This window comes from Cohnella caldifontis (assembly GCF_029360585.1).
Classification (GTDB): Bacteria; Bacillota; Bacilli; order Paenibacillales; family Paenibacillaceae; genus Cohnella; species Cohnella caldifontis.
On record NZ_JAQZSJ010000032.1, the window covers coordinates 1 to 26,707 of the forward strand.

A 26,707-nucleotide genomic window follows, 5' to 3' on the forward strand; every position below is an offset into this window, starting at 1 on the left:
ACGTTGGCGGGGGTTAAGCTTGCGCGGCAAGCTTAACCAGTTGTGACCCCCTACGTTGGCGGGGGTTAAGCTTGCGCGGCAGGCTTAACCAGTTGTGGCCCCACGCGTTGGCGGGGGTTAAGCTTGCGCGGCAGGCTTAATCAGCTGTTGCCCCTCCTCCCCGTCACGGGTTCTGATTCTAACGGACACTGAAGCCGTTATTGGATCAAAACCCCTCATTTTCTAAACGTAACGGTCACCACGGCCCTTATCCGTAACCCGTTACGGTTATACGCGGGGCTTTTCGCTCAATAAGCGCAACTGTGTCCGTTAAAATGCGATTTGCCGAAGAGCGCCCCCCATAGCGTCCGCTGTGTCCGTTAGCCTTACCGCCTCCGCGAATGGGGCAGCCGGCGTCTGGTCGCTCTTAGAAAGGATGCAGCATCCCGAAAAGTTATAGATTCTGATAATCGCAAAAAGCCCCGGCCTCACGAGGCCGGGGGCTTCCCGCGTGTATGCTTCACTCCCCCGGTTTGACCGGGGTTCCGCTTTCGCGCGGAGCGCCTTCGTGCCGGTTCGGCTTGCCGCCGAAACGGTTGCGCCGGCGGTTTTTGCCGGGCCACCGCCCGCCGCTTTTGCCGGCGTCCTGCCGCTGGCCCGCTCCTTCCGGCGCCCTCGAGGCTGCCGGCTCCGGCGCGCCGCGGTCGCCGTCCGGCCCATGGCGCCAAGATCCGCCGGACCGGGAGCCGCCGCCGGGTTTCTCCTGCATAGGCGGACGAGGACCGCGGCCGGCTTGCCCGCCTTTGCCTCCGGGACGGCCGTCGGCTTGTCCCGCGACGGAACTCCCGTAAGGCCGCTTGTCCGGATGGTTGTAGGAGGGACGGGCGCTGTTGCGCCCCCCGTAACCGCCGTCGTTCCCTTGACGGCCCGACCCGAAGGAGCGGCCGTCGCCCGATCCGCCTCCGGCCTGGGCCTGCTGGTTCCGCCGCTCGGCCTCGGCCGCCGCGCGGGCCACGGCAGCGGCGCCCGGCATCCGTACCGGCCCGCCCGGCCGCTCCTTCAGCGGCCACCGCATCAGGATGCCATTGTGCGATGCCGATGCGGCGGCCGTTTCCGCCGTCTGGGCGTCCGTCTCCGCATTTTCCGGCAATACGTCCGGCTTCCGGGTCAAATCCGGCGTTCCCGCCGGCACCGAAGCCGCGTCCGTCTTGGCCAGGACGAAATACGCGCAGCCGAAATTGCAGTACTCGTTCAAGTAGTCGGTCAGGCTCGAAATCACCGTATCCTTGTTGCCCTTCGGATTCCCTTCCTTGTAAAACCCGCGCAGGCGAAGCTGGTTGTAGCCCCAATCGCCCACGATGTAATCGTACCGCTCCAAAACTTCGCTGTACCGCTCTTTGAACGCTTCCGCGTTCCAACCGTTCTTGTGTTCATGGGCCAACGTATAGGCGTTGCCCCCCGCCAAAAACATCAATGGGGTCTCCTCCCGGTTCACGCTTTCCCGGCTTCCGCCGCGGATGCGGATTTCACCTGCTCATGCGCATGATAGGAGCTCCGAACGAACGGTCCCGACTCCACGTGGGAAAACCCCCGGGCCATCCCGTCGGCCTTCAGCTCGGCGAATTCGTCGGGATGCACGTACCGCGCCACCGCCAGGTGGGCGGGCGACGGCTGCAAATACTGCCCCAGCGTCAAAATGCTGCACCCGACTTCACGCAAATCGTCCATCGTCTGCCGCACTTCGTCCAACGTTTCCCCGACCCCGAGCATAAGGCTCGATTTCGTCGGAATGTTCGGATCCATCTCTTTCGCCCGGCGCAGCAGTTCCAGGGATCGGCGGTATTTGGCCTTGGCCCGGACGCGGTCCGACAGCCGCTCCACCGTCTCCACGTTATGGTTCAAAATATCCGGCTTCGCGTCCATCACGATCTGCAGAGCGTCCCGGTCTCCCTGGAAATCCGGGATGAGCACTTCCACGCTGCATAAAGGCAGCTTCTTGCGGATCGCCCGGATCGTCGCGGCGAAAATCGAAGCGCCTCCGTCCTTGAGATCGTCTCTCGCGACGGAAGTCACCACGCAATGGCGCAGTCCCATCTGCTCCGCCGCCTCGGCCACCCGCTCCGGCTCCTGAAGGTCCAGTTCCGTCGGAAGCCCCGTCTTGACCGCGCAGAACCGGCAAGCCCGCGTGCAAACGTCGCCTAATATCATGAACGTGGCGGTGCGGTTGGCCCAGCATTCGTATATGTTGGGGCAACGCGCCTCCTCGCATACGGTATGAAGCGTTCGGGACCGCATCATGTCCTTGATTTCCCGGTACGGCTCGCCCGTGGTCAGCTTGATCTTCAGCCATTCCGGCTTGCGCGGCTTGGCGCTGGTCGACATCGGCGTCCCCCTCTTTCTGTCCCCTATTATAGCACGAATGGGATAAAAACCAACGGACTGCAAACCCTAGATGCACGTTGGCAGTTCGGCAAAAAGGAGGAAAACGCGTTGCCGCATCATCGGACCCGCAGAACGAGCCCGCGTCATCGGTTCGCGGCTTCGCTGCTGGCACTTGCGATCGCGGCCGGATGGCCGGGAACCGGATTCCTTCCCGTGTCGCACGCGGCGGAAAAATCCGGCGGCAAACCGGCCGACGACGGTAAACGGCTGCAGGCGATCTACGACCGGGTCAGCCGCAAAACCGGGATCTCCTGGCAATCGGCGGCGGCCATCGACCGATATGAACGCACCTTGACCCGAGCCCGTCCCAAAAGCAGGCCTCTGCCGCCCCAGGCGATCGTCGGCGTCTACATTCCCGAGTCCCGGTGGGCCGGCCCGCTCAACCCGGATCCGAAAGACACGAATCCGGCCAGCATCCGCTTCTTCGGCGGCATCGGCCGGGACGGCTCCGGCGATGGAATGGCGGAGCTGTCCAACGATCTTGACCGGCTCTATACCGTCGCCAGCATCGTCAAATCGTACGGAAACGGAAAAGACGATTTCGCGATCGGCCTATGGGAATATTACCGCAATCCCAGGGCCGTCCAGCGGGTGCTGCAGTTCACCCGCATCCTGGAGGCGTTCGGGCGCGGCGACTTGTCCCGCCACGCGTTTCCGCTGCCGATCGGCGCCAGCTATTCTTACCGGAGCACCTGGGGAGACAGCCGGGGCTGGGGCGGATACCGGATCCACGAAGGCACCGACATTTTCGCCTCGTACGGCGTACCGGTACGCAGCACGACCTACGGCATCATCGAATTGAAAGGCTGGAACAAATACGGGGGCTGGCGCATCGGCATCCGCGACCTGAACAATCTGTATCATTATTACGCCCATCTGCAGGGGTTCGAGAAAAACTTAAAACCCGGCGACGTCGTCAAGCCGGGTCAGATTATCGGATGGGTGGGGAGTTCCGGTTACGGCAGGCCCGGCACGCAAGGGAAGTTCCCTCCGCACCTGCACTACGGCATTTACAGGGACCGCGGCCTCGTCGAATGGGCTTTCGATCCGTACCCGCTTCTCCGAAGATGGGAGCGCGAGGAGCGGAAAGCGCTCAGGGTGACACGCTGACCGGAGGAGTCGCGGCATGGCTTTGCGGCTCCTGCGTCGGCGCGGGCAGCGTGATCGAAGGCGCTCCGGCGGCCCCGCTGCCGACGGGATTGCCTTTGGCATCGTAATAGTACATCGGGACATTGCCCACGACCAGGGCATACGAGAGCGGAATCTCCGTATCCAGCGTGTCCGGAGCCTGATCGAACGGGATGACGACGGCGATTTCCGTGCGGATGCGGATGAACACCTCGACCAGCAGCATGTTGATGCCGGTCTCCGTCTGGCGGGTGCCGACCTCCGCCTGCACGGCGCTGGCGGGGTGAAAGCTGACCGCTACCCTCGGGCCGAACGCGGAAAGCAACGGACTGTTCAATGCGTGCCCCAGCGGAATGTGCTCCGGCACTTCTTCTTTTTCCTTCAACACGCCCTCCACGATCTGGACCGTCCGGGAAGTCAGTCTCATCTGCTCCTTGTAATCGATCAGGAAGCCCGTTACCTTGCCGTCACGGTCCAGCTTCCACTGGATCATTTTGCCCGCGTCCGCCGTCTGGGCGATTTCCTGGGTAATCGCCGTATTGATCGCTTCCGTCGCCATCTGTTTGACCCGGACCTGGGCCAGGAACAGCAGCGGCCCTTTCAATTGCTTATCGAAAATCACGAACGATTGGATCACCAAGAACGCGAGCAGCAGCAGGACGATCAGCAGAAATTGCTTGCGCGTGAGCCTGCGCCTCGGACGGCGGCGGGGCGCCTTCCACCCCTTGGACATCGATCCTCCGCCGGACGAAAATCCCGGCTTCGGCCCCCACCGCCTCGTCCCCCATCTGCGGGGCGCGGGTTTCGGAACCGTCCAGTTCCCCGCCGTAGGAAACGCCCTCCCCCATTTGCGTCGCACGGCCGACCCTCCCGTATCCGCATGGAAACGCGGCATGTTGTCCGATAACCGCTTTGTCTCATGCTTATGCGGAGGCGCCCGAAAAAAGAAGAAAACCGATCCGGCTACTTCACGGCCCACGGCAGCGGATCGGCTACGGTCTCCAGAACGAAGTCGGCTTCCGGAATCGAGCGGAGAAGCCCCCACACCTGAGGCACGGCGTTAAAACCGGGATCCAGCCACTGGTCGAGCGCATCGCCTTCCAGCACGAGAGGGGTCGTCTCGTCGCCGGCGTATTTGGGGGAAGTCGTAAGCAGCGTGCACATCGGGTACTCGTTCTTTTCCGAATCCAACCAAATATCGTACAGCGCCGCCACGCCGAACACCCGCTTTCCAGGCAGTTTCCGCCGGTAAACGGTACGGCGTTTGCCCTCCATTCTCGCGAACAGCAGGCCGCTGCAAGGGATGACGCATCTTTTTTTCGCCAGCATGGAAAACAGGTACGGTTTGTCCCCGAGCGAATCCCGCTGGACGTGCAGCGAGCTTTTGCCCCAATACGGCATGAGCCCCCATCGCTGGGCGCTAAGCAGCCGTTCCCGTCCGACCGGGCGGATCGCCGGGATTTGTCCGGTCGGCTCGTACTCGTCTTTCTCCCCGCAAGCGAACTCGATCCGATCGACGCGAAACGTTCCCGTCAAATCCGCCGGCTTCGCCGATAACGTGTACCGTTCCTCCATGGAAAAACCACCGCTTCCTTCGGAAATGAAATCCACGGTAGTTTTTCCCAATTCCCGGAAATCATTCGGCGCCGTTGACCCATACCGCCGCTTTCGCCGTGGCGCCGCGGCGTTTCGTTTCATATTCTTGCATGTTGCCGGTCCGGATTCCTATAAAAAGAAACCAAGCGCCCATCCGCAACGTAAATATGAGCATACTGCCGATATTGTCGGTCCGACCGCCGGCTGCCGCGACCGGCGCCGGCGCCATGGCGAACGCGCAGATCCGCGCCCGCCGCGATTTATTTCCCGTTCAGCCGGAATTAAGCCTCCTTTCAGGTTGAATGGTTACGATGCCCGTACAAACACGCGCCATTAAATCCATTTCCCGTTCATCTTGATATCGAAAAGAGGTCGATTCCATGAAAGCCAAAAACATGATCATGGCCGGCACCGTCGCGGCCACGATTACGATCGGGGGAACCCTGCTGGGCGGCAAAACCGGCTCCGCGGCCCCCACGCTTCCCTCCTCCGTGCAAACGACGGCTACAGCCGCCGCTTCGGCAGCCTCCGCCGCCTGCGCGGAACGCAAAAAAGACGATTTCCTCGAAAAACTCGGGAAATCGTCCGACGATGAAGTTTATGCAGCTCTTTACCAAGGAAAAACGCTGGCCGACATCGCGGCCGAGTCGGGCCGCAGCGCGCAGGCCGTCGTCGATTTGCAAGTCGCGGAGCTGACCCGTCAGCTCGAGATCCGCCATTCGAGCGGCATGCTGCCGTCCGACGTCTTCGAAGCGCAGATCCGGGAACTGCCCGAAATCGTGGCCCGCAGCGTATACGGCCAATCCTCGGCCGCGATCACGCCAGAAACTTGATGCACACCGGCTTGGACAAGGCGAGCGTCTGTCCGGCAGGCGTCAACCGCCCGGTCGACGCATCCCGGCGGAACGTGACGAGCTCGTTCGAGTCCCGGTTCGCGACCGCAAGATACCGGCCGTCCGGGGACAAGGCGAAATGCCGCGGATGTCCGCCCAACGTGGAGACATGTTCAACGTATGCGAGCAGACCGGTGTCCGGATCGACCGCGTACACAACGATGCTGTCATGCCCCCGGTTCGAGCCGTACACGAACCGGCCGTCGGCGGAAAGCGCGATTTCCGCGCACGCGTTCTCCCCTTGGTAAGAAGCCGGGAGCGTCGAGACGGCCTGAATCTCGCGCAGCTCCCCTTGCTCCTCGTCATACGAGAAAGCCGAGATCGTCGCGTTCAGCTCATGAATCGCGTAGGCAAACCGGAAATCCGGACGGAACGCGAAATGCCGCGGCCCCGACCCCGGGGCAACCGCGACTTCCCGGTGCGGCACGAACTTAAACGCCTCTAAATCCAAGCGGTAAACGAAAATCCGGTCCAGTCCCAGATCGCACGCGATCGCGTAACGATTGTTCCGATCCACCGTGACCGAATGCGCCCGCGGCTGGCTTTGCACGGGAAGGACGCTGCTGCCGCTGTGCTGCCGCACGTCGGAAATTTCCCCCACCCGTCCGTCCTCCAGCAGCGGGGACATTCCGATCATCCCCCCATGATAGCTGGCCGTCATCAGGCAGCTTGCGTCCCGATCCAGCGTAATGTGGCAGGTCGAAGCCGGTACGGTGATTTCCCGGTTGACGAAGCGCAGCGCGCCCGAGGCCGGGTCGATCTCGTAGGCCGAGGCCATGCCGCACCTGCGTCCTTGTTCGTCCTCTCCTTCGGACAAGACATACAGCTTGCGGCCTTCGGGATCGAGGTCCAGGAAAGTCGGGTTTTTCAAGCCCGATACTGTGTCCAGCACCGTGAACGATCCGTCCGACTCGTCGAAACGGCAGGCGTACAAGCCCGGTCCGTCCGGTTCGGCATAAGAGCCGACGAAGGCCAGCCGACCCGCGCTTCCGGCCCGTCCCGCCGAAACATTTTCCGTTTGATTCGCCAATCTGTTCTCCATTTATCGTTCCCTCTCTCTCCAATGGATCCGGACTTTCCGTCATCGACTTTCGGACCGGCGCCATTCCTCCCGTCTATCATCCACCAAAAGCGGCGGTTATTGCAACTTTCAGGGCACCACGGAATCCGAATCGGCCTATAACGGCACGCCTTCGGGCTTATTCGCCTTGCGGGCCCCGCGGGACCACACGACGACCGGGATCAACAGCAGCGACAGGAACCCTCCGGCAAGGGAGAGCGTCTGAAAGCTCGAGTGCGCGGCCACCGGTCCCGACAGCGCGCCGCCCGCCGCGCCCGACAAGGCGACCAGCACGTCGACGGTTCCTTGCGTTTTGGCGCGGACGGCCGGAGGAGCCGCGTCGACGATCAACGCGGTGCCGCTGATGAGCCCGAAGTTCCACCCCAACCCCAGCAAGACGAGGGCCGTTATCAGCGCGGCCAAAGTATGTGCGCCCGTGAGCGAAACCACGAGACCGACGGACAGCAGCACGGCGCCGGCGGCGATCGCCATCGCGGTGCGTCCGAACTTGTCCGCGAGGGCACCAGTCAGAAGCGAGGGGAGATACATCGCTCCGATATGGCATCCGATCACCAAGCCGACCGCGCCGATCCCGAACCCGTGGTGCTGCATATGGATGGGCGTCATGGTCATGATGCCGACCATGACGATCTGGGTGAGCACCATGACGGCGGCGCCGACTCCGATCCCTCTCTTGCCCGCGGCCGGCGCGCTCCGTCCCGAAACCGGAGCGTCGCCCGCTGTCCCGTTCTCCGCCTCGGCGATCGCCTTCGCCACTAGGAAGGGATCCGGGCGGAGCAACGCCAAGATAACCAATCCGGCCAGCGCGAAAGCAGCGCCCGCCAGCAGGAAAGGTCCGGCCAAGGCCGGGATGCCGAGTGACGTGGCGAAGTTCTCCATGACTCCGACAAGATTCGGACCCGAAACGGCTCCAAGCGTCGTGGAGACCAAGCCGATGCTGACGGCCCTTGCCCGTTGCGTCGGCTTGGCCAGATCCGTCCCGGCATAACGGGCTTGAAGATTGGTGGCTGTTCCGACGCCGTAGACGAGCATGGATACCAGCAGCAGCGGAATGCTGCCATTCACGGCAGCCAGGATGACCCCGGCCGCCCCGGCGCCGCCGGCCAGAAACCCCGCCGCGAGTCCCTTGCGGCGTCCGAACCGCTGGGACAGCCGGCCGATCGCCAAGGCGGCCGCCGCGGAGCCCAGCGTGATCAATGCGGACGGAACGCCCGCCGCGCTGTCCGTTCCCAGCATGTCCTGGGCGAGCAGCGCGCCGACCGTGACGCCCGCCGCCAGTCCCCAACCGCCGAACACCTGCGAGATGACGACGATCCATAACGTCCGTTTATATAATCGTTCCAGCATTTCCGGAGAATGCGCATAACGTTCCGACAAGATCTTTCCCACCTTCCGTCTCCATGAGCCGTATTCTTTTCTCTATTTATACCGAATTCCGCGTAGAAAAGATATCCGCCATGGAGGACGCAAGAGATTCCATCCGAAAAAATAAGCCAAAAGGCAGACCGGGTCGATCATTTTTTGCGCGTGATCGATCATAGGTTGTAAATAATTGGAATTGGGCCTTGTTCTTTAGTTGCATAACATCCTTCACGCCGGACCATTTCGGCCAGTTGGACCCGGTCATCTGCGTTCATCTTCGCGAAAATGTTGGCGATATGGTTCTTCACCGTATTCTCGCTGATCCCCAGACGCTCCGCGATCTCCCGGTTGCTTTTCTCCAAAGCGATCAGCTCGGCGACTTCCCGCTCCCGTCTCGTAAGGGAATCCAGGCTGGCCGTTCGGTCGCGGGACTCCCGGTTTCCGCCCGCCGATCGGCTGAGGATGAAAAGGACGAGTTGGTCGGCACGCCCCATCCGCAATGTCGGCGAGAGGGCCACCGTCACCGGCATGCCGTGAAGTTCCGTATCGAACACCGCTTTCTCGCCCGTGCTCCACGCCGATTCCAAGCATTCCCTCAGCTCGGGAAAGAGATCGAATTCCCGCCCGACGAGGCTTTCGCGGGTTAACCCGTAAAGCTTCAGCCCGGCCCCTTCGCACATCAAGCACCTGAACGTCCCTCCCGGTTTGGCGAGCTTGAAAATGAGCCCCTCGAAGGAGTTCAGCGTCTCTTCCAGCTCGTTGCGGGCGCGCCGCAGCTCTTCCCGCCTCATCGCTTTGGCGGTCACGTCATGGCAGATGCTGAACACCCCGATGATTTCGTCCTGCACGACGTGGGGGATGTTGGTTACGGCCAACTGAATGGGATTGCCGTTCTTGTGGGCCATCCGCACGTCGAAAGTCTGGGGAATCCCGACCGAAGCTTTCTTGAAACGATCCCACGTCTGCGACAGGTCCGGTTCGGAGAGCAGCATCCGGAAAGACCGATGCCGCAGCTCTTCGATCGAATAGCCGATCACGTACTCGGCCGCTCGGTTTCCGTCGACGAAACGTCCTTCCTTGTCGAAGTAAAACACCGCGCCGGGGTGGTATAGGAAGAGCGATTTGTAATGCAACTCGTTCTCCCGTTCGGCTGCCGCTTGCAACGCCAGAAAGATCCGCTGTTCCTCCGCTTCCCGATGCCGGCTCAGATCGAGAGCCATGCCGACGAGGCCGGCCATCCGTTCCAGAATCGACCGCTCATGGGGAGCCGGCTCCCGGAATTCCGCGAGGAAAACCGCAAGCGCGCCTATTACGGCCTTCTCCTCGGAGTAGATCGGGAACGCCCAGCAGGCCGCGAGGCCGCTTTCCAGCGCCGCCCGGCGATAAGGCTCCCAACGGGAATCCTCCGCGATGTCGCTGACGACCGCTTCCGCTTGGAACGGCGAAGCCCCCCGGAAGCCTTCCCGGCCGCCCGCCGGTATGCCGTCGATCGTTTCCGCGAACGCTTCGGGCAGCCGGGTTTTGCCCGCCAAGTGAAGCGTCTGCCGTTCGGGGCTGAGAAGCAGCACCGCGCATCGTCCGTCCATCCATTCCGACGCGAGGCCGTCCACCGTCTCCAGTACGCCGCTAAGGCCGCCATCCCGGCAGAGGTCCGACAGCAGCCTCCTCTCGCGGGAGGCGAGTTCCTCCATCCGCTTCCGGCCGGTAATATCCTGCAGCAGCGTGATGCCGTACGGGACCCCGCACACGGACAAGGTGCGCCTCGAGATCTTATACGTGCGCGGCGTCCGCCCTTCTTCGGCCTTCGCCTCGAACGTGCCGGATTCCGCCGGGAGAAGGCAGCCCAGCGGCGCGCCGAGCAGTTCGTTCTCCTCCGCGCCCAGCAGAAGCGAAGCGTTTCGGTCGATTTTGCGGATCGGATATGGGGCTGCCGGGCCGTGCAGAACGAATCCGTCCTCCGTACCCCGTATCCATTCCTGCAACAAACGGAAAGCCCGGTGCTCGGACTTGTTCCTGATCCATCCGGAGACCCGCACGGCGACCGCCAATGCTAGCGCGAGAAGCAGAATGGCGGCGCCGGCTCTCATGACGAACAGGTCGCTGCCTTGGAACGCTTGCTGGCGGAAGACGGTTTGGTCGTCCGTCGGATAGACGTAAGCGGAAAGCGTCAAGGCGTATTGCATGGAGCAGGCGGAGACGGCAAGCGCAAGCGCTCCGGCAAGTCGAACCCGGCGCTTGCTCCCCTCCTTTCGCGAACGGAGCAGCGCTCCGAAGAAAGCAAGCGGGAAGCCGGCCAGCACCGCCCAGAGCATGCCGGCCGAATGAAACCCGACGAGTCCTTCCGTCCGCAACCCGGACAGACCGATCAGGCCCGCGGAGACGACGGACGCCGCATGGACGGCGGAGGCGATCATCGTCTTCCGCAAATCGGCAGCGGCGTCCACGGTCAAGCGGAGGAACAGATAAGAGGAGCCGACGAGAACCGCCAGCGATACGATGCTGAGCGGGATTTCGTAGAGGACGGGAAACGGCAGTCTCGGTCCCAGCATGCTGGCCAAATGAAGGCTCCAAAATCCGGAGCCTTGAATCGCGGCGGCGCCGGCCAGCCAGCCCGGCCGGGTTCCGCCCTCGGCCTGGCGGGCGAGACCGGCCATGAATTCGGCGATCAGGCAGGTGAAGGCGGTCAATGCGGCGGCTGATGCGACCATGGAACCGGAGTACTCGAATGGGATCGTCTGCATGGGTCCCCTCCTGCAAGGTCGATGATTTTCCATGTTTATGCGTTTGTCCCCCGATGCATACGGCTCTCCGGCCGTTCTCGAACCGGAATTGCCGCATAGTAATTACCATTACGATAGCGGGGTCATTCCTCCATGAGGTTCGGATTGCCTAACCGCAGGGGTTAGGCATGACTAGCCGATTCCCAAGACCCTCTGGCCGATGAGGGGGGGACGCGCATGCTGACGGATCGGGAAAGCCAGATCCTGTCAACGCTCGCGACGCTCCGGTTCATGACGACGCAGCAAATCCACCGGCTGCATGGTTATGCCGGGGACTACGGATTGAAAGTGACGAGAAGGCTGCTCGGCAAGCTCGAGCGGGAAGGGTTGGTGCATGCGTGGCAGCCCTCCCGGTACGAGCAGAAAATTTACTACTTAACCCGGCTGGGCGCCAGGACATTAGCGTTCTGCTGCGGATGGGACCAAGTCCCGACGTTCCGGAAGTCGGACAAATCGGTGCACCAGACGTACGTCTCGGAAATCTACGTCGCCCTGAAATCCTGGAACGGGGGACCGGCCTGGCATTTTTCCCTCAACCAAAAATACGGAGACGTCGTCCCCGACGCCTCCGTGTATTTCGAAAAGGAAGACCGGCCCCATGTCGTGTTCGCGGAAGTGGACCTGGGCAACGAAAGCATGCTGTACTTAAGGGACGTCAAGCTTGAAAGGTATGCCCGGACGTTTAACCGCACCTCCTCGGCTCCCGAACGGAGATCCATCGTCTTCCTGACCCCCCACGAGAACCGGAAACAAGCGCTGCTCCGCCTGATCTCCTCCTACCCGTTGCCCGTGTCGGCCGCTTCCTTCGAGGAACTCGGCATGAATCCCGGCTTGCTGCTCGAAGGCATGCCCCGGCAGACCCCTTGAACGGACCTCCAATCCCGTCCGTCCTCGGGGAACGGCCCCCTCGGCCCCGCGATCCGGATCAGCTCATGCAACGCCTCCAGATGGTCGCCGAGAATCCGTTCCGCCGCGGGCGGAAGACCGACGGTCGAAAAATGCTGTTCCGGCCGGATCCGATTGATCCGATCCACTTCGGTGCGCCTGACGTTCTTCAGCGTCAATCCCGCCAAGGCCGCCTTCACCAGGGCCGTCCCCGGCGAAACCAGCGCTTCGGCCCCGACCGTTCGCAACGCTTGCCGGCTTAAGGCGTGCGGTACCGCGATCAAGGAGCCGACGCCGAGATCCTTGCGGTTCAAAGCCAAGTTCAAGGCGTATTTCATCAGCGTGACGTCGTTCAGCGGGAATCTCAGGTCCAAATAATGGTTCAGGTCGTTGAGCGCCACGTCCACGCCCGACGCCGCGGCATGGGCATAGGGGAACAGCTCGCTTGCCGGCAATACGAAATCCCCGTCCACGAACAACAGGATATCCCCCGTCGCCGCCAACGCCCCGACCGAACGGCCGACGTCGTTGCCCAGGGGCTCGGGGATCGCGATCACTTTGGCCCCCTCATCCGCCGCGAACGCCGCCGTCCGGTCCTTCGAGCCGTTGGCGACGACGATGATTTCGGCGGGCTCGATCTTGCGGACTTCCCTCACCACTTGCCGGATCGTCGTTTCTTCGTCCTGCGCCGGGATCACCGCGGACAGCGATTTGCCTCCGTAGAGCCGGGAAGGGGCGGACAGCCAAGTCCTCCCCGGCGACAACGCGCCGAGCGTGCTTCGTCCCGACGCGAAGTCCCGAAGCAAGTCCCGGCGCCGGCCTCCGTCGCCGAATCTCCCGCGAAGCGGAAGGCGGGCCGCCGCGAGCGCGGCCAGATGGTCTCCGATGATCCGCTTCTCCGAGCGGGACAACCGATCAGCTGCTGCCGCGTGCTGTTCGGGCCGGTAGCGGTTCGCCCGCACATCCACGGAGAACCCGTGGGCGATGCGGAACCCCCTGCGGCAGATCTCCCAATGGGCCCACGCGGGGTTGGCCAGGCACTCGAATCCGATCGCGGACAATACCGCCCGGGACAAAGCGTGGGGGACCGAAAGCGGGGAATCGATATTCAGGTCCGCGCGGCCGATCAGCACGTTGAACGCCCGCCTCCATACCGTGGTCGAATGCGGTCTTTTCTTCTCGCGGTAAAGGGGGTCGAGATCGTTATACGCCGTGTCCGCACGGCCTTGGCGGATCGGAGCGAGCAAGCTCTCCAATGACCGCGGCGGGATCGGGAAGTCGGCATCGACGAACAGAAGGATGTCGCCGGACGCTTTCGCCGCTCCGACCGCTCTTCCGACGTCGCTGCCGAGCGGCCGGTCCGTTTCCACGACCAGGCAGCCGGCCTCTCTCGCGGCCCGCGCGGTGGAATCGGTGCATCCGTTGGCCACGACGATGATTTCCAGCGGCCGCAGGGCGGCGCACGATCGGATCACGTCCCCGATCGTCCCCGCTTCGTCGCGGGCGGGGATGACGACCGATACGCTTAGGGGCAGACGGCCCGCCATGGTCACAGCCTCCCGGATCCGCGGCGCGGACGTTCCCGGAACCAGGCGATCGTTTCCCCAAGTCCCGCTTCCAGGGGAATCCGCGGCCGGAAACCGAGCAGAGACTCGGCCTTGGCCATGTCGGGGACCCGGCGGGGAACTTCTTCGAATCCCGGCGGGAACACTTCGCCGTACGGGACCGTCACGATGGGAGAAGAGGAGCCGGTCAGACGCTTCACGGCTTCCGCCAATTCCCGGATGGAGATTTCGGTCCGACTGCCGATGTTGACCACCTGCCCGTCGGCCTCCCGCTTCATCGCCGAGATCGTTCCTTCCGCGGCATCCCGGACGTACGTGAAGCAACGCGTCTGGCTGCCGTCTCCGTACACGGTGATATCGTCGCCGCGAAGCGCGGCCAGAATGAATTTGGCGACGACCCCGCCGTACGCTCCGGTTTTCTGACGCGGCCCGTAGACGTTGAAATACCGGATCACGGTGACCGGAAGTCCTTTCCGCGCATACCCGAGGCACAAAACCTCTTCGAGCGTTTTCCCGATCGCGTAGCTCCACCTGAGTTTCTGGGTAGGTCCGAATAGAAGATCCATATCCTCCCGGAAGGGGGGTTCGGCTTTGCCGTAAGCTTCCGACGTGGAAGCGAACACGACCTTCTTCCCTTCCCGGCGCGCCGCCCTCAGCACATGGAGCGTGCCGAGCAGGTTATTCTCCACCATGGCCGCCGGCTCGGCCATCGTCCTTCGCACGCCGAGCAGCGCGGCAAGATGGAACACGCCGTCGTGGCGTTCGACCAGGCGGCCGACGAGGCTCTCGTCCAAGATGTCGCCTTCAAGCCAATCCACGCGGGGATCCGGTTCCGCTTCGGGGATTCTTTTGTCGAGGACCGTCACCCCGCAGCCCGAATCGGCCAACTGCTCCGCGAGGTGGCTGCCGATGAAGCCGGCACCCCCCGTGATCAAATAACGGAGGCGACGTCCGTTCATGCCGTGCTCTCCTTTCCCATGGCCCGGATGACTCCCCGCGTGTCCACGAGCGCGCGCGACCGCTCCCGGATCCGGTCCCACGGGAGTCCGGTATGGTCGGTGATAATCGCCACGACGTCGTATTCGGCCAGCCGGTCTCCGCCGATGTCCGCGGAGCGGAACGAAGCTCCGTCCAGATGAAGTTCGGGAACGCGGGGATCATGGTAATCCACCTCGCAGCCCGAACCCAGCAGTTTCCGCATCGTCTCGAGCGCGGGCGACTCCCGGACGTCCCCTACGTCTTTCTTGTAGGCAACGCCGACCAGCAGCACTCTCGGGTGCCGCGGGCAGGGAGTCCGATCCTTCGGAAGCGCGCCGAGGATTTTGGCGGCCGTCGCCAGCGGCATTTTGCGGTTGATTTGATGGGCGGCTTGAATCAGCTTGCTGGACAATCCGTATTGCTTCGCCCTCCATTGGAAGTACAAAGGGTCCACGGGGATGCAGTGCCCCCCGATCCCGGGTCCCGGCCAGTACGGGGTAAACCCGAACGGCTTGGTGGCCGCCGCTTCCAGCGCTTCCCGGAAGTCGATGCCCATCCGTTCGCATACCGAATCCATTTCGTTGACCAGCGAAATGTTCACGAGCCGCTGGATGTTCTCGAACAGCTTGCACATCTCCGCCACTTTGGGCGAAGAGACGGGCACGACGCGATCGAACAACCGCCCGTACAGCGCTTGGACGCGTTCCAGGCATTCGGGCGTGAATCCGCTCACCACTTTGGGGATCTGATGCAGCCGGTAAGAGGCGTTGCCCGGGTCGATCCGCTCCGGGGAATATCCCGCGAAGAAGTCCCGGCCGGCCTTAAGCCCGCTCCGGTTGAGCAGCGGGATCACGACCTCCTCCAGCGTTCCCGGGAACGTGGTGCTCTCGTAAATCACCGTCTGGCCGGCGGCCAGGTGGTGGCCGATGAACCAGGTCGCGCTTTTGAGCGCGCGCAGGTCCGGCTGGTCTCTCCGGGTCAGCGGCGTCGGCACGGTCACGATGACGTGCGTCGCGTTCCGGATGTCGGCGGAAGGAGCGGAGAACGTCAGCCGTCCGCTGCGGACGGCCTCTCGGATCCGCTCCGGCGCGGCGTCCGGAATCGGGCTGCTTCCGGAGGACAAGGACGCGATTTTGGCCGGATCGATATCGAAGCCTTGGACCGGGATTCCCCGCTCCGCGATATGAACGGCGAGAGGCAGGCCGACGTACCCGAGGCCGACGACGGCGACTCGGAAGTTCTCTTCGTTCATGTCCGGATTCTTCCTTTCATGGCGGTAATCATGTCGCGGTCCCGTTCCGTGTCCCGGAACCCGCCCCGTTCCCCCTTGCGCTTCAGCAAGTAGTCGACGGCTTCCAAGTGGTCGCCTACGATGCGCTCGAACGCCGGGATCCGGCGGCCGACGGCCTTGTGGTCTTCGCGGACCCGGTTAGGCGCCACGACGTCCACGGAATGGACGGCCCGAACGCTCAGCCCTTCCAGCACGGCTTTCGCCTGCGCGAGCGGAGGGATGACCAGCGTCTCCCATCCAAGACGGGCGATGGCGCCGCGGGTCATTGCATGGGGGACGGCGGTCAAGGAGTTGTTGAGCAGCTCGGGCCGGTTCAGGCAGACGTTGAGAAAGTACTTCACCGTGCTGATCGGATCGGCGGGCCGAAACCGGCGGAACAGGAACGCCAAGTCGTTCAGCGCGATGTCGGTCCCGTTCTCCGCAGCCCGGAGAAAAGGAACCAAGTTCCGCGGAGGCAGCGCGAAATCCCCGTCCACGAACAGGCAGACGTCTCCCGTCGCGCAGGCGGCGCCGATCGCCCGGCCGACGTTATGCCCGAGCGGGCGGCTGAAGACCATGACGCGGGCGCCGGCGGTCATCGCCGCGGCAACCGTGGCATCGTCCGCTCCGTTGGCGACGACGATGATCTCGTCGACGCCGGCCGCCCGGACGGAACGGATCGCCGGCAAGATCGTCCGGTTCTCCTCCATGGCCGGGATCACGGCGCTCCTTTTGGCTTTGCCGCGTGCCGGAGGCGGAGCGTAGTGCCGGAGGAACCCGCGGTCGCGGGCTCCTTCCGGCAGTCCTCCTCTCGGGCCATATCGGCGGATCAGCCATCCCAGCGCCTCCAGGTGGTCGCCGAGAATCCGGGTCGTGGAACGCGGGTAAACCGAACCTTCGCAGCGCTCGATGTGCGCCTTGCGCGGCCGGTTCGCGCCGATGACGTCCACCTCGGCGGGACAAGCGAACCGCATTCCTTTCGCGGAGGCGATCGCTTGCGCGAGGCATGGATTCGCCAAATGTTCGAACCCGATCGTTTCCGCGGCTTTGCGGCTCATGGCATGGGGAACGGCGACCAACGAATTGACCGACAGCTCGGGACGTCCCAGCATCCGGTTGAACGCCGTTTTCGCGGCGGCCGTATAATGGGGTATCTCGCTCAAGGCCAGTGACCGGCTCATCTGGTTCAGGGCGATGTCGCAGCCGGCCCGGATCGCCTGAACGAAAGGCGCCAGCCGGTCTGCGGGAATCGGGATATCGGCATCGAGGAAGAGCAGGATGTCCCCTTCCGCGAGGCAGGCGCCGATTCCCCGCCCGACGTCATGGCCCAGCGCGAATCCGTACTCGGCTACCCGGCAGCCCATCGACCGGCAGACCGCCGCGGTTCCGTCCGAAGAGCCGTTTACCACGGCGATGATCTCGAACGGACCCAGCCTGCGCGCTTCCCGAATCACGTTCCCGATCGACAACGCTTCGTTGCCAGCGGGGATGATGACCGACAGCCGATCGTTCATCGGAGCCTCACAACATGATCCGGACGTAGGAAATCGAATCCATGCGCACCGAGACGTCCTCCTCCCCGCCGTATCCGGGATACTGCGCGGCGCGTACCGTCACGGCGGCATCCGTGACGGAGACGAGCAAGCCGATGACGACATCCGTCGCGGCGGCGACTTGGACCTGCTCCCCGATATGGCTGCGAAGCTCTTGTTCAAACACCCTCATCACTCCCTGATTTTTTTGAAATTAGATAGCGCGGATGGCCGATACCGAACGGAAAGGAATGAGCAGCAGCGTGCTCGGGGATTCCTGGACGGCAACGTAATCGGTCCCTACCCGGATAAGAGTGCCCGACACCGTTCCGGACGTCGTGTTCAGGGCCACGGCGCGATGCAAGTATTGGCCGGCCAACTGGCGGAATTCGTTGTCCTGCAGATTCGCGACAGCCGTGCCGATAAAGCCCGCGAAGCGCGGAGAATACAGCTCCCGGCGCAAGTCGCGGCGAACGCCGGCCCGCAGCTCCTCCAATCGGCGGCTTACGCGGCGTGCGGCTCTTCTAACCTCTTGGCGCACGACGTTTCGGACGGTTTTCAGGCTGGGAGCAGCCGTCGCCGCCTTTTTCGCTTTGACGCTGCCCTGCAGTTTCACGCGTCCTTTCAGCGTGATCTTCATGGGAAACCGCTCCTTTTGTTCGAAATCGTGTCAGTCGGAAACGTTCAATGCGGACGGATCGATTCGTTGGTTTCTCTCTTGAAGCCTTGCCACCTCCTTCCCGGCGAGGATGATTCATCGTATTTCTCTTCAGGTCGAGGCGTATGGTTATTGGTCCAACCGCGGGCAAATTGTTCGCCTGCCTATCGCCCGCCTGAATGGAAAAACAAATCGCCCCTCCCGGGACACTCCCGGAGAGGGGCTGAAAGGTTTGATATGCGGGCTTTTTCCGGCATGTCGCGAGAGGTGTCGCACGGGACACTTCCCGCGACACCGCCGCGACGACATCCGCGCTGCGATTTCCGGATCGCGAGCATGCGGTTCGCGCCTTTCCGAATTTCGCGCTTCCTCGGCATTACCGCTGTGTCCGCGCAGAAAGCCGACGATGCGTTCCGCTACTGTCTGCCCAGCAAATCTTCGCGCAAAGGGGTGAAGGCGTCCAGCAGCGCCCCTTCCTCCAAGGCGGTGACGCCGTGTCTGGCTCCGCTCGGGATCACGAGCGTCTCTCCTTGTTTCAGGAGATGCTTGACCCCGTCGATGCGGAATTCGAACCGTCCCTTCAGGCAATAAGTCAGCTGCTCATGGGGATGGGAGTGCTCATAGCCTTCCGCCCCCGCCCGGAAACGAACTTCCATCATCATGAGCGAGGGCCCGGGATTGAATATTTTCCGCACGACCCCCGGCTCCGCGTTTTCCCACTTTCCGACGTTTGCCATACTTAACTCTCCCTCGCGCGGCGTTCTCGTTTGCCGCCTTATCCTTATTCTCTATATTTCAGGCAAAAATGCAAAAAAACTTGAAGATAAGAGGATCGTCGGAATGTTTACAATCCTGGCGTTCCGCTTTAATTCCCGTCTAACGAAGCCGGTTCATCATGGAAGAATGACCGATTCGAAGGAAAGGAGACGCTAATGAAGCCGATCAAGAAAAACGAACGGATCCCGGAATTGCAGCTCGTACGGGGGATGGCGATCCTTTGCGTCCTGACCGTTCACGCGAGCGCGTCCGCCACGGTGTCCATGGCGGATTCAAGCTACTATTGGCTTTATAATTTCGCGAACATCTTCGCCAAAATCGGAACGCCTACGTTTATACTGCTGAGCAGCTTCGTGCTGTTTTACGGTTACTTCTCCCGCCCCCTCGATCGGAAGCTGATCGGAAGCTTTTATCGGAAAAGGCTGCTGTATATCGTTGTCCCGTATGTCGTCTTTTCGGCGATTTATTATGCCATGGTGCAGCTCCTCTCCCATCAACCCCTGCTCTCCGCATCGACGCTTTCCGGTTTGGGGAACAAGCTGGTCACGGGGCACGCTTTTGCCCATCTCTACTTCGTCATCATCAGCATCCAGTTTTATTTGTTGTTTCCCGTTCTGCTCGCCGTCGCGAAAAAATGGAAAGGAATCGTCCCTTGGCTCGTTCCGATCGGTTTCCTGGTCCAATGGGGATTCGTGTTCTGGAACAAGTACCTGCAGCCGGTTCCGAACAAGGGCAGCTGGTCCCTATCGTATTTCTCCATGTTCATGCTGGGGGCGGCGCTGGGGATTTACTATCCGAAAATCAAGCCGTGGCTCGAGGTTCGGCTGCGGAACGGCTGCGGCTCCCGCTTCATGACGGCGCTGCTGCTATGGGCGTCCTGGCTGGGGCTGTCGGTCGCGCATGTCAGCCTGTATTACCGTGCGCGGTCATTCGGGACGAGGTACGATTCGCTGTGGTACGAGTTTTTGTGGAATTTCCAATCGCTAACCGCATCGCTCGTGTTGATCCAAGCCGCCTTTCTCCTCTCCCGATTCGGGTCCCCGTTCGCGCGGAAGACGCTTTACTTGCTGGGACAGAGTTCGTTCGGCATCTATTTGGTCCATTTGCTCTTTTTGACCGGCTACGATCTTTACATGCCGAACTTCGGAACGGCGTGGCTTGCCCATCTCCGCTATTTGGGCAGCTGGTTCTTCATGCTGGGCGCGTCCTGGCTTACGGTGGCCGCCGCGGCTAAGTTCGTTCCGATGGCTTGGATATTGTTCGGCAATCTGCCCGGACGCGCCGCCGGAGGCCGCCGATCGGAATCGGGCGCGAAGCCTCTGTCCGGCACGGCCAGCCTATAGCCGGCGCAGCTTCGGGTCAGCGGCACGGAGGAACGACAACAGCCGACGCGGCCGCGTCGGCTGTTGGGCGTAAGGCAAGTATGCTTGAAACCGTAAAACCCTCAATACAAAGACAAAGCGAGCGTTCCGTTCCCTCTTGCGGAATACAGAATGGCTTCGGTCCCTTCGATCTCCACGCTGTCCAGGTCGCTCAGGAACTGTTGGACCAGCCGGCGGCCGGACCTCCATTTCTTCTCGAGCACTTGGACGAGCAATTCGATCGTCCCGCGCCGCTCGTTGTTGTAATATACGGGAATCCGGTTGTCGTGGAATTCGATCATCACTTTTTTGACATCGGCTTTCATCAAGATCACCTCAGGGCGGCAGGCCCAAGACCTGCGTTATCTTGCCTATACCTTACCACCCCTATATAAATGTTAGCTTAATAAAATGTGAACATTTTATGGCGGTTTTGCCATCGAGGAATCATTTCCATTGCCGCAGGAATCGAACCGCGAGCGCGATGTCTTCTTCGGGACGCGTTCCGACTTCCCGCTCGATCGTCAGATAACCGGCGTAGCCGATTTCCTGCAACGCCCGCAAGTAAGCGGGCCAATCCACCGAGCCTTCGCCAAGCGGAACCTCGCGGAAAAACTCGCCTTCCTCCGCAAGGCTCGCGATGTTTTCATGGTCCATCGGCTCATAGCCGAGCGAACCGTAGATGTTGCGCGGATCCGTCTCCCGAAGGCGGATGCCGTCCTTGGCATGGGTGTGTACGATGTAATCTTTCAGCGTGCGGACGCCTTGGACCGGATCGTCTCCCGTCACCATCACCATATTGGCCGGATCGAAGTTGACGGCCACGCCTTTGACGCTCAGCTTATCGAGGAACCGCTTCAATGTCGAGGCCGTTTCCGGGCCGGTCTCGACGGCGAAATACGCGCCCAAGCCGTTCGCATACCGGCTCAGTTCTTCGCACGCTTCGAGCATCGCGTCGTAAATCGCGCCGTTCTCGTCTTCCGGCACGATGCCGATATGCGTCGTCACCACGTTCGTGCCTAGTTCCGCGGCCAGATCGAGAATGCGCTTGGACTTCTCCACTTTCCAGCCGTTCTCCCGCGCGTCCTGGAAGCCGTGCCCGCCCAAGTCCCCGACCAGCGCCGACACTTCCAGCCCCAAGTATTCGATGAAGCTTCTCCACTCCCGCCGCTGCGCCGGGGACAGCGTTACCGGATCCATCTCCCCGGACACCGCGTAAATTTGCACGCCGTCGGCTCCGACCTGCTTCGCCTTGATCAGTCCTTCCCGCACCCCGGCGCGGAAGCTGTCCACGATGACGCCGATTTTATTGTTCATCCGCACGTTCATTAACTCCCTTCTTCGGTTCCGTTTTCGTTCATCGGGGGATGCAACGCCCCCAGCATCCGGCGGGCGTTCTCCAGCCCGATCCGGGTGCCGAGCCGGCAGTCCTCCAACCCCTCGAATTCCACGGAGAGGCAACCGTCGTAACCGGACGCGCGGATCGCCCCCATGACGTCGCGCATCTCGATATCCCCATGACCGATGATCGCGCCGCGCAAATGGTTCCCCGCCGCCGTTGGGAACCAACCTTCGCCGGGATCTCGACGAGCCGGACGTGAATAGAAGTCTTTGAGGTGGATCATGCATGCGGCGAATGCGGTTTTCTTCACCGCGGCGACGGAATCCTCATCCGCGCATAGGAAATTGCCGACGTCGAGCGTCAGCTTGAAGTTCGGGCGGTCGGTCTCGCGAAGAAGCGCCAATACTCTTTCGCTGGACTGGATGTAGTACCCGTGATTCTCGACGCTGGTCGTGATGCCGAACTCCGCCGCGTAATCGGCGATCCGCCGGCACGCCTCCGCCAGCTTCGGCAGCTCCCGGCGGAACAAGGCAGCCGACGTGTCCTCCCGCCAAGCGACGTCGTGACGCATCCGCCGGACGCCGAGCGCCCGCGCGATGTCGACTTCCCCCGTCAGCCGGCGGATTTCCGCTTCGAAAGCGGCCTCGTCGTCCGGCAACAGGTTGCCGCCAACCGCGTAGTTGGAGAGATCGAGCTTCTCGTCTTCCGCGGTGCGGCGGATGACGTCGATGAGCCCGGGATTCTCGGCCAGATTGAAGCCGATCGGAACGATTTCGACGTGTTCGCCGCCTTCCGCGGCGATCCACCGGATGACGTCCGGCACCGTCATCTCCCCATCCCGGATCGCCCGGGATAGGCTGTAGGTGCTGACCCCCAGCTTCATCGGCTCAGCCCCTCTCCGTCGCCGAACCTTACTTCCCGGCCCGTCCGGGCCGATTCGTAAATGCCGCAGAGCATCTTCATCACTTCCACGCCGTCCTCCACCGGGCTGATCGGTTCGACGCCTCTGCAAGCGCAATCCACGAAATGGTCGATTTCCGCCTGGAACGCGCCGGCGAAATCGAAGTCCCTCCGGTCAAGCTGCGGCGTGACGTTCAGGATCGTATCGTGCTTCTCCGTCACGATGGAAAGCTCCGGAATCACCTGGCATCCGCCCTTCGTGCCGAACAGGCGGGCGGAAGCTTCGTCCTGCTCGATATGGAGCGAGTAACTGCAGTCCACGAACAAGGAAGCGCCGCCCTCGAAGCGGATCAGCGCGTTGGCCAAGTCCTCCACGTTGTTATGGGACGCGTCATAGTCCGAAGCCTTGTAGAAGGACAACCCCTTCACGTTGGCGCGGTTGCCCAGCTTCCGATAGACGTTGCCGGTAACCGCGGCGACTTTCGGTTTGCCCATCAAATACCAGCAGAGGTCGATCGCATGCACGCCGATGTCGATCAGCGGGCCGCCGCCGGAACGGCCCGCGTCCGCGAACCAGCCGCCCGGATTGCCCAGACGCCGCAGGATGGAGGCTTTCGCGTAATAAATTTCTCCGAACTCCCCTTGATCGGCGAAACGGCGCAGCAGCTTGGCGCCCGGATCATACCGGCGGACGAAGCCGACCATCAGCAAACGTCCCGAGGCACGCACCGCCCGCTGGATGTCCAGCGCTTCCCCGACCGTCATGCAGAGCGGCTTTTCGACGAGCACGTGTTTGCCCGCGTTCAGCGCCGCGATGCTGAGCTCCGCGTGCGCGCTGTTCCAAGTGCAAATGCTGACGGCGGTAAGCTCCGGATCGGCCAGCATCTCGCGCGCGTCGCCGAACGACTTGGCCGCTCCGTACCGGGCCGCGGCTTTCCCCGCGCGTTCGGCGTTCCAGTCGCATACCGCGCGGAGTTCGACGTCCGGATGGTTTCGGTAGGCGTTCAAATGCATTTCGGAAATCGAACCGGTTCCGATTACGCCGACTTTCAGCTTCTTGTCCATAGGCTCGTGGATCCGCTCCTCCCGTATCGCTTCTCACCTTTCTCTCCGTACTATAAAATGGAAGAGGCGCCTCCTCCATGGAGGGGCGTGCTGTCTTTTTGTAAAATCTTGCGCGGAAGGGGACGGATCCCGTTTGCAAAAACCGCCGTTGCTCCGCGAACCGATGGATATGCCGGACCCCCATTTTCCGCTCAAAATCCACCATCTTCGGTTCGACCAGCCGGGCGTCGTCACGTTCGCCAACCATTGGCACGAGCACTTGGAGTTCCTGTATATCGTGGATGGCGAAGCCAGGATCACGTGTAATTCGTTCGCCTGCGACGCCGCCGCGGGGGATTTGATCGTGGTGAACAGCACGGATTTGCATCAGGGGATTTGCTTGTCCGATCGTTTGGTTTATTTTGCGGTGATTCTGGATCCTTCCCTGCTCCACAGCCAACGGGCCGACGCGGTGGAGACGAAGTATATCGCGCCGATCACCCAGAACCGGATCCTGTTCCGGAACCGGATCCAAGAGGATCCCGAAGCGGTCCAATGCATCGATTCCCTCATCCGGGAATACCGGGGCAAGGAATTCGGCTACGAACTGGCGGTCAAAGCGCATCTGTACCGGCTGCTCGCCGTTCTTCTCCGCCGCCACGTCGCGTCCAGCCTGTCCCCGCAGGAATACGCTTCCCGGATCCGGAACCTCGAGCGGTTCGGCCCGGTGTTCCGCTACATCGACGAGCGCTTTAAGACGAAAATCACCGTCGATCAGCTGGCAGACGCCGCCTCTTTGAGCCGTTACCATTTTTGCCGGCAATTCAAACAGCTCACGGGCAAGACGGTCTCCGCCTATATCAACCAGGTCCGCGTCAACAAAGCGGAATTCCTGCTGCGGAACATGGGGATGAGCGTGACGGAGGCGGCGGCGGAAGTCGGCGTCGGCGATATATATTATTTCAGCAAACTTTTCAAGGCCTACAAGCAGGTTCCGCCTTCGCGTTTCTTGGAGGAACGGACGCCTTGACCCCTAAAAAAACTACGGTTGACTAATTGACATACAGAAGATTTGCCTTATGCCGATCGTTACGGACACCACAGCCGTTATTGGGGCAATTTCAACGTTCTTCAAATCGTAACGGACAACACGGACCTTAGTCGCTACACTTCGCGGCTAATCAGCGGTATTTTTGCTGAATAAGTGCAATCGCGTCCGTTAGAATACGATAGGTTGAGGAATGTCCCCGATAACGTCCTCTGTGTCCCTTAACCTGATGGTGTCCGTGTTTTTCGACCTGGTATGCGAATGGGTCAGTCGTAGAAAAAAAAAAAGACATCCTCCCTCGTTGCGTGTCGCTCCCGTTACCAACGGGTTTGAACAGCAATAGGGAGGATCTCCTCGTAATGGTTGCGTAACGTGCATTCGGACAAAACGCACGGTTCAGGAAAACCGCCGCTGCCGCTGCGCCTCGAATAACAATACCGTGGCGGCCATGGCGACGTTGAGCGATTCCGCGCGGCCCGTCATCGGAATGATCAGGTTGTCTTCCACGTGGGCGGACACTTCAGCGGACATGCCGCCTCCTTCGCTGCCGAATACAAGCCAGACACCCCGGCGGAAATCGTAATCGTAGCAGGACCGGGCCGCTTGCAGACTCGTGCCGGCGGCCGCCATGCCCCGCTCCCGCGCCTCGGGCAGCAGCTTCGTCAGGTCCCCCTCCAGCACGGGGACGTGGAACAACGCGCCCATCGTGGCGCGGAGCGTCTTGGGGTTGTACAGATCCGCCGTGCCGCGTCCGAGCACGACCGCCGATGCGGCGCACGCGGACGCGCTCCGCAGGATCGTGCCCACGTTGCCGGGATCCTGCACGCCGTCCAGCGCGACGATCAGCCCGGACTCCCGGTCGAACAGCTTGTCCCCGTCGGCCGGAGGCCGTTTCCGAGCTACGGCGAACACCGGCTGCGGCGTTTCCGCTTGGGTGCATCTGGCGATCACTTCCGGCGACGCCGGGATCCAGGACGGCGCGGAACCGCCGGCTTCGATCGCATCCCCCTCCCCTTCCGCAAACGCCTGAAGCTCCTCCGGAATCCCGACGCCGGCGTCGTACACGACATGGGCGAGCGGCCAATCCGCCAGCAAGGCTTCCTTCACCAGGTGGATGCCTTCCAGCAAAAACTTCCCTTCCCGCTCGCGGTATTTGCGTTCGGACAGCTTGGCCCACTCTTTCACCCGCGGGTTGGAGGAGGAGCTGATATACGATTCATGCTTCGGCATACGCTTGCTCCAGCCGGATCAGTTGGTCGTTGCGTCCGACGATGACGAGCACGTCGCCGGCGGCCAAAGGCTCGTCCGCGTGCGGCGTAATGTTCATTTGCTCGCCCTGCTTGACCGCCAGCACGTTGCAGTTGTATTTCGCCCGGATGTCCAGCTGCTTCAGGTTTTTGCCGATCATCTCGTCTGGAGCTCGCATCTCGACGATGCTGAATTCGGGCGACAGCTCGATGTGCTCCAGAATGTTCGGGGAGATCAGGTGATGGGCGACGCGAAGCCCCATGTCCCGCTCCGGGAACACGACCTTGTCCGCCCCGATCTTGCTGAGCACTTTGCCGTGCAGCTCGTTCTGGGCTTTGACGATGATGTACGGCACGCCCATGTCCTTGAGGATCAGCGTCGTGAGGATGCTGGCTTGGATGTCCTGGCCGATCGCGACCACGACGACGTCGAAGTTGCGGACGCCGATCGCCCGCAGCGCCTCCTCGTCCGTAGAGTCGGCCGATACCGCATGGGTTACCGCATGGGCTACGTCCTGCACCCGTTCCTCGCTCTCGTCGACGGCCAACACGTCATAGCCCATTTTCGCCAAATAGGTCGCCACGCTGGAGCCGAACCGTCCGAGTCCGATAACCGCGAATTGTTTTTTGACCATGGATGTTGAACTCCTTCCCGCGCTTGCCGGTCCTTACCATGTTCTTCATTATATCACATCCGCAAGGCAACGCTCCCTGCTCCCTAATACGCCCTTTCATGCGGAAAAACCGTCCAATACCAACATTTCGGACGGTTTTTCAGTATTTGTTCATTTCGCGATTATACAATCGAATATGGAGACGCACAATGTTGATAGTTGGAC

25 protein-coding genes are annotated in these 26,707 nt (G+C 61.9%); 5 read left to right on the plus strand and 20 right to left on the minus strand.

Translation table 11 applies throughout. The annotated features are described in order from the left end of the window. Positions 1–499 precede the first annotated feature (499 nt). Positions 500–1,450: a YutD family protein gene (locus PTZ19_RS25335; protein WP_339329357.1), complete on the minus strand. Its 951-nt coding sequence runs from the start codon at positions 1,448–1,450 to the stop codon at positions 500–502. A gap of 20 nt (positions 1,451–1,470) precedes the next feature. Beyond that, positions 1,471–2,361 carry a lipoyl synthase gene (lipA, locus tag PTZ19_RS24500; protein WP_276358290.1) on the minus strand — a complete coding sequence of 297 codons (891 nt, stop codon included), beginning with the start codon at positions 2,359–2,361 and terminating at the stop codon, positions 1,471–1,473. A gap of 108 nt (positions 2,362–2,469) precedes the next feature. Here lipA and PTZ19_RS24505 point away from each other — a divergent pair, with 108 nt between their 5' ends. Beyond that, positions 2,470–3,531, plus strand: coding sequence for a M23 family metallopeptidase (locus tag PTZ19_RS24505; RefSeq protein WP_276358291.1), 1,062 nt, complete (start codon positions 2,470–2,472; stop codon positions 3,529–3,531). Here PTZ19_RS24505 and yunB read toward each other — a convergent pair. Next, positions 3,515–4,408 (minus strand): sporulation protein YunB, encoded by an 894-nt coding sequence (gene yunB / locus PTZ19_RS24510; protein ID WP_276358292.1) that lies wholly within the window; start codon positions 4,406–4,408, stop codon positions 3,515–3,517. The two genes, PTZ19_RS24505 and yunB, sit on opposite strands and share 17 nt — an antisense overlap. A 104-nt stretch (positions 4,409–4,512) precedes the next feature. Then, a complete protein-coding gene (locus tag PTZ19_RS24515) occupies positions 4,513–5,124 on the minus strand; it encodes an SOS response-associated peptidase family protein (protein WP_276358293.1) in 612 nt (203 codons plus the stop codon). Positions 5,125–5,525: 401 nt separating this feature from the next. Between PTZ19_RS24515 and PTZ19_RS24520 the strand changes: the two genes are divergently transcribed. After that, entirely contained in the window at positions 5,526–5,978 is a 453-nt protein-coding gene (locus PTZ19_RS24520) for a hypothetical protein (RefSeq protein WP_276358295.1), read from the plus strand. Here the strand turns inward: PTZ19_RS24520 and PTZ19_RS24525 are convergent. The 3 genes from PTZ19_RS24525 to PTZ19_RS24540 all read right to left on the minus strand — a co-directional run bounded on the left by PTZ19_RS24525 (position 5,962) and on the right by PTZ19_RS24540 (position 11,222). Continuing rightward, complete coding sequence (locus PTZ19_RS24525; protein WP_276358296.1) at positions 5,962–7,080, minus strand: lactonase family protein; 1,119 nt, start codon at positions 7,078–7,080, stop codon at positions 5,962–5,964. The genes PTZ19_RS24520 and PTZ19_RS24525 overlap by 17 nt on opposite strands. A gap of 135 nt (positions 7,081–7,215) precedes the next feature. Next, positions 7,216–8,466 carry an MFS transporter gene (locus tag PTZ19_RS24530; protein ID WP_276358319.1) on the minus strand — a complete coding sequence of 417 codons (1,251 nt, stop codon included), beginning with the start codon at positions 8,464–8,466 and terminating at the stop codon, positions 7,216–7,218. A 188-nt stretch (positions 8,467–8,654) separates the two neighbouring features. Further along, the gene (locus PTZ19_RS24540; RefSeq protein ID WP_339329358.1) at positions 8,655–11,222 is read right to left on the minus strand and encodes a PAS domain S-box protein; all 2,568 of its coding nucleotides are present in this window, start codon (positions 11,220–11,222) and stop codon (positions 8,655–8,657) included. Between the two features lie 216 nt (positions 11,223–11,438). Here PTZ19_RS24540 and PTZ19_RS24545 point away from each other — a divergent pair, with 216 nt between their 5' ends. After that, positions 11,439–12,128 (plus strand): replication-relaxation family protein, encoded by a 690-nt coding sequence (locus PTZ19_RS24545; protein ID WP_276358298.1) that lies wholly within the window; start codon positions 11,439–11,441, stop codon positions 12,126–12,128. On the opposite strand, the gene PTZ19_RS24550 is transcribed toward PTZ19_RS24545, so the two are convergent. From PTZ19_RS24550 to PTZ19_RS24580, 7 genes are all read right to left on the minus strand, one after another. After that, the gene (locus PTZ19_RS24550) at positions 12,038–13,693 is read right to left on the minus strand and encodes a glycosyltransferase family 2 protein (protein ID WP_422615045.1); all 1,656 of its coding nucleotides are present in this window, start codon (positions 13,691–13,693) and stop codon (positions 12,038–12,040) included. The genes PTZ19_RS24545 and PTZ19_RS24550 overlap by 91 nt on opposite strands. A gap of 2 nt (positions 13,694–13,695) precedes the next feature. Further along, complete coding sequence (locus tag PTZ19_RS24555) at positions 13,696–14,670, minus strand: NAD-dependent epimerase/dehydratase family protein (RefSeq protein ID WP_276358300.1); 975 nt, start codon at positions 14,668–14,670, stop codon at positions 13,696–13,698. Beyond that, on the minus strand, positions 14,667–15,941 hold the full coding sequence (locus PTZ19_RS24560) for a nucleotide sugar dehydrogenase (RefSeq protein WP_276358301.1): 1,275 nt from the start codon (positions 15,939–15,941) through the stop codon (positions 14,667–14,669). The genes PTZ19_RS24555 and PTZ19_RS24560 overlap by 4 nt, the downstream gene beginning before the upstream one ends. Then, positions 15,938–17,473: a glycosyltransferase family 2 protein gene (locus PTZ19_RS24565; protein ID WP_276358303.1), complete on the minus strand. Its 1,536-nt coding sequence runs from the start codon at positions 17,471–17,473 to the stop codon at positions 15,938–15,940. The genes PTZ19_RS24560 and PTZ19_RS24565 overlap by 4 nt, the downstream gene beginning before the upstream one ends. A gap of 7 nt (positions 17,474–17,480) precedes the next feature. After that, positions 17,481–17,678, minus strand: coding sequence for a hypothetical protein (locus PTZ19_RS24570; RefSeq protein ID WP_276358305.1), 198 nt, complete (start codon positions 17,676–17,678; stop codon positions 17,481–17,483). Between the two features lie 27 nt (positions 17,679–17,705). Continuing rightward, positions 17,706–18,131 (minus strand): DUF2642 domain-containing protein, encoded by a 426-nt coding sequence (locus PTZ19_RS24575; RefSeq protein WP_276358306.1) that lies wholly within the window; start codon positions 18,129–18,131, stop codon positions 17,706–17,708. A 434-nt stretch (positions 18,132–18,565) separates the two neighbouring features. After that, positions 18,566–18,886 carry a cupin domain-containing protein gene (locus PTZ19_RS24580; RefSeq protein WP_276358307.1) on the minus strand — a complete coding sequence of 107 codons (321 nt, stop codon included), beginning with the start codon at positions 18,884–18,886 and terminating at the stop codon, positions 18,566–18,568. A 195-nt stretch (positions 18,887–19,081) separates the two neighbouring features. On the opposite strand from PTZ19_RS24580, the gene PTZ19_RS24585 reads away from it, so the two are divergent. Beyond that, positions 19,082–20,269: an acyltransferase gene (locus PTZ19_RS24585; RefSeq protein ID WP_276358308.1), complete on the plus strand. Its 1,188-nt coding sequence runs from the start codon at positions 19,082–19,084 to the stop codon at positions 20,267–20,269. Positions 20,270–20,370: 101 nt separating this feature from the next. Here PTZ19_RS24585 and PTZ19_RS24590 read toward each other — a convergent pair whose 3' ends face one another. The 4 genes from PTZ19_RS24590 to PTZ19_RS24605 form a co-directional block, all read right to left on the minus strand. Next, a complete protein-coding gene (locus PTZ19_RS24590) occupies positions 20,371–20,613 on the minus strand; it encodes a 3-dehydroquinate dehydratase (RefSeq protein WP_276358309.1) in 243 nt (80 codons plus the stop codon). Positions 20,614–20,734: 121 nt separating this feature from the next. After that, complete coding sequence (locus tag PTZ19_RS24595) at positions 20,735–21,610, minus strand: sugar phosphate isomerase/epimerase family protein (RefSeq protein WP_276358310.1); 876 nt, start codon at positions 21,608–21,610, stop codon at positions 20,735–20,737. A 5-nt stretch (positions 21,611–21,615) separates the two neighbouring features. Next, positions 21,616–22,512, minus strand: coding sequence for a sugar phosphate isomerase/epimerase family protein (locus tag PTZ19_RS24600; protein ID WP_276358311.1), 897 nt, complete (start codon positions 22,510–22,512; stop codon positions 21,616–21,618). Then, positions 22,509–23,594, minus strand: a complete 1,086-nt coding sequence (locus tag PTZ19_RS24605; RefSeq protein ID WP_276358313.1) for a Gfo/Idh/MocA family protein — start codon at positions 23,592–23,594, stop codon at positions 22,509–22,511. The genes PTZ19_RS24600 and PTZ19_RS24605 overlap by 4 nt, the downstream gene beginning before the upstream one ends. Before the next feature lie 133 nt (positions 23,595–23,727). Between PTZ19_RS24605 and PTZ19_RS24610 the strand changes: the two genes are divergently transcribed. After that, positions 23,728–24,603: a helix-turn-helix transcriptional regulator gene (locus tag PTZ19_RS24610; RefSeq protein ID WP_276358315.1), complete on the plus strand. Its 876-nt coding sequence runs from the start codon at positions 23,728–23,730 to the stop codon at positions 24,601–24,603. Positions 24,604–25,017: 414 nt separating this feature from the next. Here PTZ19_RS24610 and PTZ19_RS24615 read toward each other — a convergent pair whose 3' ends face one another. Together PTZ19_RS24615 and PTZ19_RS24620 are read right to left on the minus strand one after the other, a co-directional pair. Next, entirely contained in the window at positions 25,018–25,851 is an 834-nt protein-coding gene (locus PTZ19_RS24615) for a TrmH family RNA methyltransferase (RefSeq protein WP_276358316.1), read from the minus strand. Next, entirely contained in the window at positions 25,838–26,503 is a 666-nt protein-coding gene (locus tag PTZ19_RS24620) for a potassium channel family protein (RefSeq protein ID WP_276358317.1), read from the minus strand. The genes PTZ19_RS24615 and PTZ19_RS24620 overlap by 14 nt, the downstream gene beginning before the upstream one ends. Positions 26,504–26,707 lie beyond the last annotated feature (204 nt).